The following is a 13,202-nucleotide window of genomic DNA, read 5'->3' on the forward strand; positions in this document are numbered from 1 at the left end:
TTCGGGAGTCCTTCATGTCGGATTGGCTCGTCCTTGCCCTCGTGATGGCCGCCGCCTGCGCCGTCGTCCTTGTCGTCATGCTGCTCAGCCAGCGCCGGGCGGGCGAGGAGGGCGAAGCCGGCGAGCAGCTCGATGAGACCCCCGACGTCCTCGAGTACATGACGATGATGGTCGGCGTCGTCTACGCCATCGTGCTCGGTCTGGCCATCGCGGGCGTCTGGGAGGCACGTGGCGCCGCGCAGGACGACGTACGCCGCGAGGCCCAGGCGCTGCACGAGATCACCCGGCGGGCGCAGGTCTACCCGGCCGCCGTCCAGGACGAGTTGCGCGCCGACATCGACCGCTATGTGGCCCATGTGGTCCACGAGGAGTGGCCGCGGATGATCGACAACAACGAACTGCCCGACAAGGGAGCCCAGTTGCTCAACACCGTGCGCACGCACATCGCGCAGCGGGAACCGTCGGGCGAGCTCCAGGCCCAGGCGTACCAGCCGATGCTCGATCAGGTCGCCGTCGCCGACGACGCGCGCCATGCGCGGGCGGCCAACGCCGGGGAGACCCTGCCCGGCGTGGTGTGGTTCGGTCTGATCAGCGGCGCGCTGGTCACCATCGGTCTCATCTTCACCATGCAGATCGGCCGTTCGCCGCGGGAGCTTCTGCTCGCCGGGCTCTTCAGCGCGCTGATCGCGTTCCTGCTCTTCCTCGTCTGGGACTTCGACGCGCCGTTCGGCCGGTCGGGCACGGACTCCGCCGACGCCTTCCGTCTGCTGTTCCCCGGTGCCGTGGACGAGTGACGGGTCGTCTCAACCATCCCCGAGGTCACGGGCGGAGGGCGCACGAAGGCCGATCACCCGAGGTGATGCCGAGCGGCGCACGGCTGTCGCACCCGAAAGACAGCAGCAGGTGATCGCCGTCACGGTCCGCGCGGACAGCGCCTTCGCCACCAGTGGCGGCGAAGGCGCCTGTGGTCCCGTCAGTGCGCGGGACCCGGGCTTGCGAACTTCTCTCCCGGGGTGGGGAGTACGAGCACGGACGGGTGGTGGAGCGTGACTTCGGACGGTATGAGCCGGGTGGTGGTCGCCAGAGGCTCACCGGTACCGGTGTTGCGGGCGAAGCGCGGGTGGGCGCCACCGCTGACCTGGAGTCGAATCCGGTGTCCGGCGGGGAAACAGTAGGCAGTGGAACTCATCGGCACTGTGACAGCGGCAGGGGCGGCCACGGTGGCTTCGGCGGGTCGCAGTCGTCGCAGCCCGTCGCAGACGTTCGAGGAGCGGTTCCGGTCGTCGACGTCGCAGAGCCTGGCGAAGACATCGGCGTGGCCCGTGTCCGTGCTGACCCGCAGTTCCACGCTGACAGGTCCGAGGATGTGGATCGGCTCGGTGAGCGGTGCGGTGGTGAAGGTCAGCACGTCGTCCCTGGCTTCCAGAGCGGTGTTGTCCTGAGCGCCGGCCTTGTTGGACAGGAGGGGACCGCCGATCGAGGGGGTCGGATCGGCCGGGTCGTAGCGGAAGGACAGCGGCGGCGTGTCCTTTGGCGCCTGGGTGCTCAGTGTGCCGCCGCTGCCGAGGTACCAGCGATGGCCTGTCGCGGCCGGGGGCCAGTCGGGAAGGTCGTGCCAGGTCCGCCGGCCGCCCAGGTGGACACGCACCCTTGTCTTCCGAAGGCCGGACGGGTCGTCGCACAGGTGGGCCCGCAGCCAGGCGAGGCTCTCGGCGAAGACCTCGGGCCAGCCTTGCTGCAGCGCGGAGTTGTGCGTCCAGGGACCGATGAGCAGGGCCGTGTCGCAGCCGGCGCGCCGCAGCCTGTCGTACTGCTGCAGGGTCTGGTCGAGGCTCACGTCGTTCCAGCCGGAGATCAGGCCGGTCGGCACGGTCAGGCGTTCGGCCACGGCCCCCACGTCCGCCCCTTGCCAGTGCTCGTCCTGGGGGTCGGGGTGGGCCATCGCCTCCTCCAGGAACGGCACCCGTCCACCCAGACCGGGCGCGTACGCCTCGCCGAGGGGCAGGGTTCGCGTGATCTTCCGGAGGTGGCGTTGCAGCCGCAGAACGGCCCGCAGGAAACTCGGGAGGCCTCGGTGCTGACTCGTCCTGGCCACCGTGGTGACAAGCGTGTTCTCCAAGGCGAACGTGCCTGCGGGGTAGAAGTAGCCGTGCAGGTTGTGCAGGCCGACCTGGACCACCATCGCCCGCAGCTCCGGCGGCGGGTCCAGGGCAAGCGCCCACTGCACGTAGCCGAGGAAGCTGGGGCCGATGGTCCCCAGCACGCCGGAGAACCAGGACTGTCGGCGCAACCAGGCGACGGTGGCCTGGCCGTCGGCGGCCTCGTTCTGCCACAGGGCCGACTCGCCGCCCGATCCTCCGGTGCCACGGCAGCTCTGCAGGACGACGTGGAAGCCCTGTTCGGCGAGGAGCATGCCGTACATCGACGCCCAGGGGAATCCCCGGCCGTACGGCGACCGGACCAGAAGCGAGGGAAAGTCACCGTCGTCCAGGGGGAAGTAGTGGTCGGTCAGCAGTGCGCTGCCGTCTGCGGCGGGTACCACGAGGCCTGACTCGTAGGCGATGTCGTGAAGCTTGGGAGGCAGACCCCGCAGGGAGCGCCTCATGGCCCGGGCGTGCAAGGGCGGCTTCTTCGCGGACGAGTGGTACGTCGCCGTGGTCATGGTGCCTCGTTTCCCGGAGCAGGATCCGTCATCATTCTCGTACGTAGTACGAGAATAGCGGGTGATTGGATGGCGGCAGGAGTGAGGAGAGGTTGCCGTGACTCGTACAGGCCCATCCGGCCGCAGCGCCGGTGTGGATCCCGAGCTGCTCTGGTCGCCGGCCGAACGGCCGCGACGCGGGCGGCCACCGGCCTACAGCCGCGCCGCAATTACCGCCGAAGCCGTCGCCATCGCCGACACCGAGGGGCTCACCGCAGTCACCATGCGCGCGGTCGCGGCCAGGATCGGGGCCGGAACGATGTCCCTGTACAGCTACGTCCCCAACAAAGAGACTCTGCTGGAGCTCATGATCGACCAGGTGAGCGGCGACCACCGCCTTCCACCCGGGCCCTCCGGTGACTGGCGCGCCGATCTTCGGAAGCTCGCCCACGAGCAACGTGCGATCATGCGGCGCCACCCATGGCTGCCTGCGGCGCTGCCCGCACGGCAGACCCTCGGCCCGAACACCCTTGCCACCTTGGAGTACGCACTCGCCGTACTCGAACCCGTCCGCCTGGATGCCAGGGCAGCGCTGGAGACCTTCAGCCTGCTCACCGGTTTCGTGGCCGGCCACGTTTCCTACGAACTCGCCCAGGAGCAGGCGGCAGAGGCCGCCGGCCGAACGTCCGGCGAGATCCTCGAAGCGCAGGCCCGCTACCTTCGGTCCACATCTGTCGGAGGCACGTATCCCAGAGTTGCCCGTGCCCTGACGGTGCCGAGCAACGACCCGGCACCCCGAGCCGTGTTCGACCGCCTTCTCGACCGCATGATCAACGGGCTTACGGCAGCAGTGTGATCATCACGAGCAAGGTCGGCTGCGCGCAAAAACGTGGTGCACCGGCGCCGATACGACGGCCAGACAGCCGGAGTAGATCGCGACCGCGTCGCAAGTGCCGGATGTCGACGGCAACGTTCGACAGCGGCGCGCAGGTCCTGAGGTCGATCACCGTGGTGGATGTCCGCCAAGCCCGCCCGGAGGGCGGCAGAGGTGATCACAGTGCTTCGGTGACCAACAGACAGGTGCGGCGCACACCCCGGGCGACGCGCCCGTTGTGTGCGCCTTCTCCTCACTCAGGCCCGGCACCCCGACGGGATCCAGACATCGATGACGACACGCTCCGGCGAGTGCAGTTTCGTCATCTTGTAGGCCGGCTTGGCGTTGAAGGCCGCCCCGAAAGTGACCACACCCTCGTAGTCGCCCGTCAGAGCGAGCCCCTTGAGCGTCGGGAGCCAGACCTTGGTCAGCCGGGGCCCCTTGTAGACGGACGCACCCGCGTCGTTGTGCGCGGCCGCAGGCGAGAGTTTGATCTCCAGGAAGTGCTTTCCGGCGAGCGGGACCTTCTGGCCCGAGCCGTCGTAGCGCAACTCCTTCACCGGCTTGACGGTGACCGGAGGCACCTTGCCGCGGACATCGACGACGATCCGGTCGAACGATCCGTGGCCGCCCCAGCGGGCATTGGTGACCAGGGCGATCGCCGGAGCGGACTGCGGTGCGGAAGCCGCGGCGGAGGCGGGGATCGTGGCGCCGACCCCGGCAGTGAGCAGTATGCCTGCGGCGACAGCCGCGAGGCGTGGACGGTTGAACATGGCGGGCCCCCAGATTCTCCTGATACGGGGACAGTGGTGTCATCAACGTAGACAGTTGCCGAAACCGTACGGTTGCAGTGGAATCCGTACTTTTATCAAGATCTCCGGAATGCCACGACACCGGATGATCACATCGGCGTTCCATGTCATCCGCTGATGGCGCGTCATGCACCGTTGACGGGGTGATCATGGCGTGTCAGCTTCGAGCGGGCCCGGTGACCGCCGGGCCGGTGTGCGCAAGCCAAGGAGAGGAGCACCGATGAAGGCAGGAAAATCCCGCTGGGTGACCGCGGTGGCACTCGTGGCCGTCGCCGCGACGCTGAGCATCGGCACGACGAGTACGGCGCAGGCTCAGGAGACCAGCACGGCCGGGGTCCGGGCGGCCGCGCCCGTGGCGCAGAGCGACCCGACCCCGGAGGAGCAGGAGCGTCTGCGTGAGGTGGCCGGCACCATCTGGACTCCGGAGCTGGCCGCCGGATGGAACATGAACAGCGACGTCGAGGCGGTGCTGTCGCAGGCCACCGGCGAGATCCTCGAGTGCTCGAAGGCGTTCGCCCTGGTCCCGCGCCCGCCGGCGTTCTTCCCCGGGCCCGGCTATCTGCGCAGTTACTGGAAGCAGGTCCGGGACTACTTCCGCGTCGTCAAGGAGAACCGCAGCTACCGCGCCTGTGTGGTCGTCGCGGCGGCCAACTACCGCTCCGCCGTCGAGATGGCCTCGATGGGCATCTGACGGCGGCGCGCGCTCGCACGGACCCGCTCAGGCGGCCGGTTCCCGGCTCCCGGTCACGGCCGGGACCGGCTCGTCCTCGCCTTCGGTGTGCACATGCGGCAGCAGCCGGTCCAGCCAGCGCGGGGCCCACCAGGCGGACTTGCCGAGCAGGGTCATCGCCGCGGGCACGAGCAGCAGCCGGACGATGGTGGCGTCGATCAAGACGCTCGCCGCGAGTCCCAGCCCCAGCATCTTCACCACGATGTTGTCGCTGACGATGAAGGCCGCGAAGACGCTGACCATGATGAGCGCCGCGCAGGTGATGACCCGTGCGGTGATCTCCAGGGCGTGCGCAACGCTCGCCTTGGGGTCCCCCGTGCGCAGCCAGGCCTCGTGAACGCGGGAGAGCAGGAAGATCTCGTAGTCCATGCTGAGCCCGAAGACGATGGCGAACATCATCATCGGCACATAGCTCTCGATCGGCACATCTCCCGAGACGCCGAGCGCGGGCCCGCCCCAGCCCCACTGGAAGACGGCCACCACGACTCCGTAGGAGGCCGCGATCGACAGCACGTTCAGTACGGCCGCCTTGAGCGCGACCAGCACGCCACGGAAGACAACCAGGATGACCAGGAATGCCAGGCCGACGACCACCGCGATGATGAGGGGCAGCCGGCTGGAGACGATGTCCAGGAAGTCGACCTGGGCAGCCGTCGTGCCGGTCACATAGGTTCCGGCGCCGGTGCCCGAGACAGCCCCGGGCAGGACGTCGCCCGTCAGATCGTTGACGAGTTCCGTGGTCTTCTCGTCCTGCGGTGCGGCGACGGAGTAGGCGGTGCCGATGAGCACATCGCCGTCCGACGTGGGCTTCAGCGGCGTGATCACTGCCGCGTTCGGGACGTCGGTGAGGGCCTTCTGCAGCTGTGCGGCGAGTTGCTGACGGTCCGACTGCGGCACGGCGCTCTGATCGACGACGAGGGTCAGCGGACCGTTCGAGCCGGGCCCGAACGCTGAGGACATCAGGTCGTAGGCGCGCCGGTCGGTGAAGGACTTCGGGTCGGCGCCGTCGCCGATGTGTCCGAGCTGGATGGAGAACAGCGGGATCGACAGCACCGCCAGCACCACGCCGCCGGAGGCCAGGAACCACCAGGGCCGGCGCTCCACGCGCTGCGCGTAGCGGTGCCAGGTGCCGTGCGCCTCCTCGCCCGGCTCGGCGTCGGCCTCCGCGACGGGCTTGCGTACATGCCACTTGTCGATCCGCCGGCCGATGAGTCCGAGCAGCGCGGGTACGAGGGTGAGTGCGCCGAGAACGGCGGTGACCACGGTGACCGCCGCAGCCAGGCCGAGTTTGCCGATGAAGCTGATCCCGGACACCCACAGGCCGGACAGGGCGATGATGACCGTACAGCCGGAGACGAGTACGGCCCGTCCGCTCGTGGTGTTGGCCATCCCGGCGGCGTGCACGGGATCCTGCCCGTTCATCAGGTTCTGGCGGTGCCTCGTGATCAGGAAGAGCGCATAGTCGATCCCGACCCCGAGACCGATCATCGTGGCCAGCGTCGGCGAGACCGTGGCGAAGGTGAACGCGGCGGCCAGCAGGCCGAGAAGGCCCAGTCCGCAGACCGCCGCGATCAGGGCGGTGACAAGAGGCAGGACCGCCGCGATCACACTGCCGAAGCCGATGAGCAGGACCAGGATCGCCACGGAGAAGCCGATCGCCTCGCTGAGCAGGTCGTTCGGCTCTGGTCTGGCCAGCTCTCCCAGTGTGCCGCCGTACTCCACGTCCACTGCCACCGCGCGCAGCGGCACGACGGCCTCGTTCACTCCGTCCAGGTAGGACGGGCCGAGAACGGACGGCTGGGTGTCGAACCGGACGGTGATGTACGCCGTCTTCCCGTCCGCGGAGAGCGGGCCGACGTCAGGCGTTCCCGCAGGCTGCTTCGGCGGCGTGGAACCGGGCGGCGGCAGAGGGTTCTGTGCGCTGAGGACATGCGGCAGCTTCTGGAGACGGGCCACCACGCTCGCAACCTGGCTGCTCACCTCGGTGAGCGGTTTCGAGGTGTCGTTCAGCACGACCTGGGCGCTGTAGCCGCCCGCGGCGGGCTCGTGCGCCCTGAGTACGTCGAGGCCCTCCTGCGACTGGGTGCCGGGCAGGGCGAAGTTGTCCGAGTATTCGCCGCCGAAGGCCCGGTCGAGCACCTGGACGCCGACGAGGGCGGCCAGCCACAGGACGATGACGAGCACACAGTGGCGGGCACACCATTCGCCGGTGCGCCGCAGCAGTCCCTTCGGACGCGGCGCTGCGCCGTGTTCGGGCGCGGGCTGCGGCATCGACATGCGTACTCCCGACATGCTCCGGCGCTCGGCGCGCGCCGGGCCGCCGAGGTCCCCGTGCTCCTCGCGGCGCCGAGCCGGAGCGAACACATGGACACTCCGCATTGAATGCCGGTGGGGCGGGTGCGGCACCCCGGAGCGGGGGAAACGGGTGATCCTGCGCCTGCCGGGCCGCCAGGGCGCATGCGCAAGGATGTGCGCCGTGAGCGGATGAGGACGCTGCGGGCCGCGGCACGGCTCAGGCCCGGCGAGCTGCGCGAGTGGGCCCCGGGCCCCGCCGAGGAGGTGGGACCCGCTCCCCCGGCATGACGGCTGCCGGGGGAGGTGAGAGGCGTCCGTACGCCCGCCGCGCCCTTGGTACCTCGTTGCCCGTTCGGGGCGCCGGGGTGCGTCACGGACCCCAGCGCCGCCGGGTCACACCGCCGCGCCCAGCCATGAGGCGACGGACGCCGATATCGGCAGTCCCGTATCCAGTTCCACGAAGCCGAACTGGCCGCCCTGGTTGCATTCGAGGAACCACCAGGTTCCTTCGGAGTCCTCCGCGAAGTCGAAAGCACCGTAGGAGAGTTCGGCGAGCTTCTTGTACGTCTCCACGGCCCGCGCGATCCTCGGGGGCACCTCGACGGGCTCCCAGCTGTGTCCGGTCTCTCCGTAACGCCCGTCCACCTGCCCGGGCTCCGCCACCTTCCGCGCTGCGAAGTGCTCGTCGCCCACGCTGGTCAGCCTGATGTCGGCGCACTTGGCGATGTACCGCTGCAGCAGGGTGGGGCCTGCTGCGACGCCGGCGAAGTCGGCGTCCGGCGGGACGAGCGTCGTGGGCAGCGCCATCGGCGGATCGCCGGGAGCCTTGCCCGACACGGACTTCACCACCACATGCCGGTACTGGTCGGCGAACTGACGGGCCATCTTGGGATGGGTGGTGACGACCGTGGCCGGGACCGGGAAGCCGCTGTGGTGCGCGACCCGGATCTGCCACGGCTTGTGGCGGGCCTTGGCCGCGGCGCTGGGATGGTTCATCCAGCGTGCCGCGGTGCAGTCGAGCATCCCGTACAGCGCCTGCCCGGTCTCGAGGGAGAGCCATGCCGACGGCTCGGGGGCATGGGCGGCCGGCTCGCTGGGCCTGCGCATCCAGACCGAACGAACACTGTCCATGCTCACCACACGGCCCCCCGTCGACAAGTAGCCGCGGAATTCACCCCGTACGTACTCGGCCGTCAGCGCCGCGTCGCCCGGCAGGTCACCGGGGTCGAAGCGGACGAGCGGGACACTCTGTGCGTGCAGTTCCGCGACCACCATGTCCGCGGTCACATCCTCCCGGCACGTCAGGATCAGCACCGTCATCGCGCACAACCGGTCAGTCGTCGAAGTGGGTTGCGGAGCCGGCCTTTGACGTCGTGGTCCCGGCCGCTGCGAGCAGTGCCCTGTCCATGATGGCGGGTCGGCCGTCGGGCAGGACGTTCAGCTGCAGGTTGGGATCGTACGAGTAGGCGGCGGTGATCGGTGACAACTCGGCTGGGCGTGCGTAGTTCCACGCGAACGGCTTCATGCTCTTCCTCCTTGCCCGCGCGGGGCTGCTTGGGGCGCTCGGTAACAGTACGTATCAAAGGTCGTCACGGTTTCAATACGAAGAGTCACCATGCGGGCGCTGCTGGCCGGCTGGAAGGCGGATACGGCCGGTAGCCCCGTTACGGGTACCGACCAGCTGCCGAAATCCGACTTCTCGTAGCCACTCAGGCAGACGTCCCACGCGCCCCACGGGTTTCATTGTTCGACCCTGGCGTGACGCACGCTACACCCGAGAGGGCCCAAACAGCCTCAAATCGCCCTGTGCGAGCGTCTGTTCGGGAGAACGCACGACAGCGCCCCCGCCGGCGACCATCGCAGTGGAGGTCTACGGGCAGGGGCGCGGCGAAAGGCGGTCGGCGCGGCTCGCGGATCTCAGCAGGCCCACTCCTTGTCGAAGTCGAGCCCGCCCTCGCGCTCCTGGGTGAAGGAGAACCAGTTGCCCGAGTCATCACGGAAGATCGCCTCGGTGCCGTAGGGGCGCTCCTGCGGCTCCTGCAGGAACTCCACGCCGCGCTCCTTGAGCTTTGCGTAGTCGCCGTGGATGTCGTCAGTGGCCAGCACGCCCGCGCCGAGAACGCCCTTGGAGATCAGCGTCCTCATGGCGTCCGCGGACTCCGGGTCCATGGCGGGCGGCGCGGGCACCATCAGTGTCAGCACCACGTCGGGCTGGTCCTTGGCCCCCACGGTCAGCCAGCGCATGCCGCCCTCGCCCATCGTCATGTCGGTCCGCACCTCGAGACCCAGCTTCTCGGTGTAGAACTCCTTGGCCCGGTCCTGGTCCAGTACCCAGACCGTGGAAATCGCGAGGCCCTTGATCATCTCGTGCTCCTCAGGGGACGGGGTTTGCGTTGCCCTGCCACCGTAGGCAGCCGCACCCTCAGCTCGCTTCTTCAGAATTGCGGTGCTCCGGACGGGCCGGGGAGAAGCCGCCGGCCCACAGCATCGCGTAGCACCCGGGGATCAGTGCGGCGCCGCGGCCCACATGCCGTGCGCGGTAGTCGCTCGGGGACAGACCGGTGTGCCTCTTGAAGCGTGCGGAGAACGTGCCGAGGCTGCTGAATCCGACGAGGGAGCAGATTTCGGTCACCGACAGGTTCGCGCTGCGGAGCATCTCCTCGGCGCGCTCGATACGGCGCCGGGACAGATATTGGCCGGGGGTCAGGCCGTACACGGACTTGAACGCGCGGACGAAGTGGTACCGGGAGTATCCGGCGTGGGCGGCGATGGTGTCGAGGTCGAGCGGCTCGGCCCAGTCGCGGTCCATCGCGTCCTTCGCGAGCCGCAACTGCTTCAGGTGGGCCAGGTGCGGCATGCTCCCCATGCTGGCATGCGGCACTGACAGAAGAACGGAGTGGACTCCATGCGACGCCGTGACGAAAAACCGTCGAAGGAGCAAGTCGGCAGGCGCAGGCGGGCGGGCGCCCGGGCCGCCGTACCGGCCGCGGGCGTGGCCGCGGCCGTCATCACCGGGATGCTCCTGTGGAGCAGCGCGCGGGACGGTACGCCGAGGCCTTCGGCCCTTCCGTCGTTGCGCACCCTGGACGGCGGCACCGTAGTCCCGACACAGGCGGCCCGGCCGACCCTGCGTGCCGGTGGCGAAGTCACGACGGCCCCCACCCCGGCTCCTGTGCCGGCGCCGGTACCTGAGGACGAGGTCGACGAAGTCGTGGACCTGGTGAACGCTCGGCGTGCGGAGGTGGGGTGTCCACCGGTACGCAGGAACGGCCGGCTGGAAAGGTCCGCCACGGCGCACGCCGACGATATGGCCACCCGCCATTACTACGGGCATCACAGCCCGGAGGGCCGTGATGCCGGGGACCGGATCTCCGCCGCGGGCTACGGCTGGCAGAAGTGGGGCGAGAACATCTACCGCGGACCGAAGAGTCCTGCCGAGGCGATGGAGGGCTGGATGAACAGCACCGGACACCGCCAGATCATTCTGGACTGTTCGTTCACGGAGATCGGAGTGGGCGTGAGCCCCGGCAAGCGCCCGGCGTGGGTACAGAACTTCGGCAAAAGGAACTGAGGGACGGCCCGTCCCTGGGTCATGGCGCCGGCCGGAGCCACGATACGTGCGGACAGCGCCGCCTTGAGTGACGGACGCATGCCCGGGGAACATCCGGCCGGTTCGCGTTGTTCTGCGCGTTGAACCGGCGGGTGCCGAATGCGGCCCGCACGTCCAGCTACCCCAGCGAAGTGCCGATGGCCCATTTCCGAGCCGTTCCCGCCGCGCTCACCGGCGCACTCGTCGCCGTGCTCGTGGGCTGCTCCTCCGGTGGTACAGGCGCATCCGTCACTCCGCCGCCTCCGGCCACCACGGGCGGGACGCCGGAGGCGGTGACGACGGAACCTGTCGCGGCCGCACCGAGCACCACGTCGCCCGAGCCGAGTCCGAGCGCTACCAGCACACGGACCCGGCCCGCATCACTGTCCATCCCGTCGATCGGTGTCGAGGACCTGAGCGTCGTGCCCTACAAGGGGACGACCGACGACTGGCCGGGTACACGGATCCAGAACCGGGGCGTCGCCGCGAGCCCCTATGGCAACCGGGGCGGAGTCGGCCCCGGAGAGACAGGGAACTACCTGGTCACCGCCCACCGGCTGTCCGCCGGCGGCCCACTGCGCAACCTCCCCTCGGTCCGCAACGGCGACTCGGTCCTGGTCACGTCCGGCGGAGTGACCTACAAGTACGTGATCACCGGCAGCCGGCAGACGTCCTTCCGTTCCGAGCGGTCGCTCGCCGAGCAGCGTGCGGCGGTTCCCGGCCACCCCGGCAAGAAGCCCACGCAAGCGATGATCACAATCTCCACCTGCGCGACGCCGGAGGACGACGCGGCCGGGAACTTCTGGCGCGACGACCGGGGCAACCCCGAGCACCGCATCGACAAGATCGGCGTGCTGCGCGAGGTGAAGCCCCAGTCGTCGTCCTCACCTTGAGCGCCCCGGTGCAGGGCGTACTCGATGATCGTCATGACACCTCCCGGGGCGTCGCACGCTGCAGGGTGATTGATACGTAAAACAGCCTGTTTAGACCTGTTCGGCGCGGTTACCCGCACTGGTGGAGGGGCGCTGGAGAGGAGGAGGGAACGTGATCACGCTGGAGCAGATCCCGAGCGTGCTGAACCATCCCGTCTACGACGCCGAGGGCAGCAAGATCGGCAATGCCAGGACGGTCTTCCTCGACGACGTCACCGGCGAGCCCGACTGGGTCAGTGTGGAGACGGGACTGTTCGGCACAAGCGAGTCGTTCGTCCCGATCCGGGATGCCGATCTGGTCGACGACCACCTCCAGGTGCCGTACCCCAAGGACATGGTCAAGGATGCGCCGCGGGTCGAGGTGGACGCCGGGGGTCATCTCTCCGAGCGGGAGGAGCGGCGCCTGTACGCGTACTACATGTGAAGCCTCCGTGTGAGCCGGGGTCTCCCAGAAGGCAGGCAGTCATGCGGTTCTCCGATCGCAGGGCGGCCGGGCGTGAACTCGCCGCCCGGCTGGTCGAGAAGCACCGCGGCGGGCAGCTCCCGGATCCGTTCGTACTGGCGCTGCCCCGTGGTGGCGTGCCCGTGGGCGACGAGGTCGCCAAGGCGCTGGGCGCGCCTTTGGACGTGCTCGTGGTGCGCAAGATCGGAGCTCCGTTCAATCCCGAACTGGGCATCGGGGCGCTGGTCGACGACGACCCGCCGCTGTACGACGAGCAGGCGCTGGCCATGCTCGATCTGACGCCCGATCGTCTGGGAGCGCAGGTCGCCCGGGAGCGGGTGGAGCTCAACCGCCGCGAGGACCTCTACCGCGGCCGGCGCCCGGCACCGGATCTGCGGGGCAGGACCGTGATCGTCGTCGACGAGGGTCTGGCAACAGGTGTGAGCGTGCGGGCCGCGCTGACCGCCGTCCGTGCCGACGAACCGGGGCGCGTGGTGGTGGCCGTGCCGGTGTGCTCCACCGAGGCGTACCTGGCGATAGGCGCGGACATCGACGAACTGGTCCACCTGCACCGGCCCCTGGCCTTCCGGTCGGTGGGTGAGTGGTACGACGACTTCGGGCAGGTCGGCGACGACGAGGTGGTCCGGATTCTGCGGGCGGCGTTCGCCACCCACTGACACGCCGTTACCGGACCGGCTCCTCGAGCAGTCCGATGAACCGCCGGCCGAAGAGGTACGCGTCTCCGGGCCGGCGCGCCGACAGGTAGTCGCGGTCCTGGACGACGAAGGCATTTGGAGGAGTCACGTACTTGGGCAGGCAGGGGTGCGGAGATGGTTGGTGGTTGGTGGTCATCGTCCGCCCCGAGGACGACATACCGTCCGTCGCGT

Annotated in this window: 14 protein-coding genes and 1 pseudogene; 7 read left to right on the plus strand and 8 right to left on the minus strand. The window is 69.2% G+C overall.

What is annotated here, in order from left to right; all coding sequences use genetic code 11:
- The first annotated feature begins 14 nt into the window (after nt 1-14).
- On the plus strand, nt 15-794 hold the full coding sequence (locus tag ABZ208_RS14530; protein ID WP_356909829.1) for a hypothetical protein: 780 nt from the start codon (nt 15-17) through the stop codon (nt 792-794).
- 179 nt (nt 795-973) lie between these two features.
- Here the strand turns inward: ABZ208_RS14530 and ABZ208_RS14535 are convergent, their stop codons facing one another.
- On the minus strand, nt 974-2,662 hold the full coding sequence (locus ABZ208_RS14535; RefSeq protein ID WP_356909830.1) for a CocE/NonD family hydrolase: 1,689 nt from the start codon (nt 2,660-2,662) through the stop codon (nt 974-976).
- Between the two features lie 133 nt (nt 2,663-2,795).
- On the opposite strand from ABZ208_RS14535, the gene ABZ208_RS14540 reads away from it, so the two are divergent.
- A complete protein-coding gene (locus ABZ208_RS14540) occupies nt 2,796-3,497 on the plus strand; it encodes a TetR/AcrR family transcriptional regulator (protein ID WP_356909914.1) in 702 nt (233 codons plus the stop codon).
- 275 nt (nt 3,498-3,772) lie between these two features.
- On the opposite strand, the gene ABZ208_RS14545 is transcribed toward ABZ208_RS14540, so the two are convergent.
- Nucleotides 3,773-4,288 carry a hypothetical protein gene (locus tag ABZ208_RS14545; RefSeq protein ID WP_356909831.1) on the minus strand — a complete coding sequence of 172 codons (516 nt, stop codon included), beginning with the start codon at nt 4,286-4,288 and terminating at the stop codon, nt 3,773-3,775.
- A 259-nt stretch (nt 4,289-4,547) separates the two neighbouring features.
- Between ABZ208_RS14545 and ABZ208_RS14550 the strand changes: the two genes are divergently transcribed.
- Nucleotides 4,548-5,018: a hypothetical protein gene (locus ABZ208_RS14550; RefSeq protein WP_356909832.1), complete on the plus strand. Its 471-nt coding sequence runs from the start codon at nt 4,548-4,550 to the stop codon at nt 5,016-5,018.
- Between the two features lie 27 nt (nt 5,019-5,045).
- Here ABZ208_RS14550 and ABZ208_RS14555 read toward each other — a convergent pair whose 3' ends face one another.
- The 5 genes from ABZ208_RS14555 to ABZ208_RS14575 all read right to left on the minus strand — a co-directional run bounded on the left by ABZ208_RS14555 (nt 5,046) and on the right by ABZ208_RS14575 (nt 10,209).
- Complete coding sequence (locus ABZ208_RS14555; protein WP_356909915.1) at nt 5,046-7,328, minus strand: MMPL family transporter; 2,283 nt, start codon at nt 7,326-7,328, stop codon at nt 5,046-5,048.
- A gap of 417 nt (nt 7,329-7,745) precedes the next feature.
- Complete coding sequence (tgmB, locus tag ABZ208_RS14560; protein ID WP_356909833.1) at nt 7,746-8,672, minus strand: ATP-grasp ribosomal peptide maturase; 927 nt, start codon at nt 8,670-8,672, stop codon at nt 7,746-7,748.
- A 13-nt stretch (nt 8,673-8,685) separates the two neighbouring features.
- The gene (tgmA, locus tag ABZ208_RS14565) at nt 8,686-8,877 is read right to left on the minus strand and encodes a putative ATP-grasp-modified RiPP (protein WP_356909834.1); all 192 of its coding nucleotides are present in this window, start codon (nt 8,875-8,877) and stop codon (nt 8,686-8,688) included.
- Nucleotides 8,878-9,269: 392 nt separating this feature from the next.
- Nucleotides 9,270-9,716 carry a VOC family protein gene (locus ABZ208_RS14570; RefSeq protein WP_356909835.1) on the minus strand — a complete coding sequence of 149 codons (447 nt, stop codon included), beginning with the start codon at nt 9,714-9,716 and terminating at the stop codon, nt 9,270-9,272.
- 58 nt (nt 9,717-9,774) lie between these two features.
- Entirely contained in the window at nt 9,775-10,209 is a 435-nt protein-coding gene (locus ABZ208_RS14575) for a helix-turn-helix transcriptional regulator (protein WP_356909836.1), read from the minus strand.
- A gap of 48 nt (nt 10,210-10,257) precedes the next feature.
- Between ABZ208_RS14575 and ABZ208_RS14580 the strand changes: the two genes are divergently transcribed.
- The 4 genes and pseudogenes from ABZ208_RS14580 to ABZ208_RS14595 all read left to right on the plus strand — a co-directional run bounded on the left by ABZ208_RS14580 (nt 10,258) and on the right by ABZ208_RS14595 (nt 12,992).
- Nucleotides 10,258-10,923, plus strand: a complete 666-nt coding sequence (locus ABZ208_RS14580; protein WP_356909837.1) for a CAP domain-containing protein — start codon at nt 10,258-10,260, stop codon at nt 10,921-10,923.
- Nucleotides 10,924-11,099: 176 nt separating this feature from the next.
- Nucleotides 11,100-11,834 carry a sortase gene (locus ABZ208_RS14585; RefSeq protein ID WP_356909838.1) on the plus strand — a complete coding sequence of 245 codons (735 nt, stop codon included), beginning with the start codon at nt 11,100-11,102 and terminating at the stop codon, nt 11,832-11,834.
- Between the two features lie 151 nt (nt 11,835-11,985).
- Nucleotides 11,986-12,291, plus strand: a pseudogene (locus tag ABZ208_RS14590) (PRC-barrel domain-containing protein); the annotation flags it as partial.
- Between the two features lie 47 nt (nt 12,292-12,338).
- On the plus strand, nt 12,339-12,992 hold the full coding sequence (locus ABZ208_RS14595) for a phosphoribosyltransferase (protein ID WP_356909839.1): 654 nt from the start codon (nt 12,339-12,341) through the stop codon (nt 12,990-12,992).
- A 7-nt stretch (nt 12,993-12,999) separates the two neighbouring features.
- Here the strand turns inward: ABZ208_RS14595 and ABZ208_RS14600 are convergent, their stop codons facing one another.
- Nucleotides 13,000-13,167 (minus strand): hypothetical protein, encoded by a 168-nt coding sequence (locus ABZ208_RS14600; RefSeq protein WP_356909840.1) that lies wholly within the window; start codon nt 13,165-13,167, stop codon nt 13,000-13,002.
- Nucleotides 13,168-13,202: the final 35 nt, after the last annotated feature.

It is taken from the genome of Streptomyces sp. NPDC006208, assembly GCF_040613775.1.
Taxonomy (GTDB): Bacteria; Actinomycetota; Actinomycetes; order Streptomycetales; family Streptomycetaceae; genus Streptomyces.

Excerpts from the sequence above, each read along its gene's own strand:
- tgmA (WP_356909834.1), bottom strand. The coding sequence starts at position 8,877 with ATGAAGCCGTTCGCGTGGAACTACGCACGCCCAGCCGAGTTGTCACCG.
- ABZ208_RS14555 (WP_356909915.1), bottom strand. The coding sequence starts at position 7,328 with ATGCCGCAGCCCGCGCCCGAACACGGCGCAGCGCCGCGTCCGAAGGGA.
- ABZ208_RS14570 (WP_356909835.1), bottom strand. The coding sequence starts at position 9,716 with ATGATCAAGGGCCTCGCGATTTCCACGGTCTGGGTACTGGACCAGGAC.
- ABZ208_RS14585 (WP_356909838.1), top strand. The coding sequence starts at position 11,100 with ATGGCCCATTTCCGAGCCGTTCCCGCCGCGCTCACCGGCGCACTCGTC.
- ABZ208_RS14600 (WP_356909840.1), bottom strand. The coding sequence starts at position 13,167 with ATGACCACCAACCACCAACCATCTCCGCACCCCTGCCTGCCCAAGTAC.
- ABZ208_RS14550 (WP_356909832.1), top strand. The coding sequence starts at position 4,548 with ATGAAGGCAGGAAAATCCCGCTGGGTGACCGCGGTGGCACTCGTGGCC.
- ABZ208_RS14580 (WP_356909837.1), top strand. The coding sequence starts at position 10,258 with ATGCGACGCCGTGACGAAAAACCGTCGAAGGAGCAAGTCGGCAGGCGC.
- ABZ208_RS14535 (WP_356909830.1), bottom strand. The coding sequence starts at position 2,662 with ATGACCACGGCGACGTACCACTCGTCCGCGAAGAAGCCGCCCTTGCAC.
- ABZ208_RS14545 (WP_356909831.1), bottom strand. The coding sequence starts at position 4,288 with ATGTTCAACCGTCCACGCCTCGCGGCTGTCGCCGCAGGCATACTGCTC.
- ABZ208_RS14530 (WP_356909829.1), top strand. The coding sequence starts at position 15 with ATGTCGGATTGGCTCGTCCTTGCCCTCGTGATGGCCGCCGCCTGCGCC.
- ABZ208_RS14595 (WP_356909839.1), top strand. The coding sequence starts at position 12,339 with ATGCGGTTCTCCGATCGCAGGGCGGCCGGGCGTGAACTCGCCGCCCGG.
- tgmB (WP_356909833.1), bottom strand. The coding sequence starts at position 8,672 with ATGACGGTGCTGATCCTGACGTGCCGGGAGGATGTGACCGCGGACATG.
- ABZ208_RS14575 (WP_356909836.1), bottom strand. The coding sequence starts at position 10,209 with ATGCCGCACCTGGCCCACCTGAAGCAGTTGCGGCTCGCGAAGGACGCG.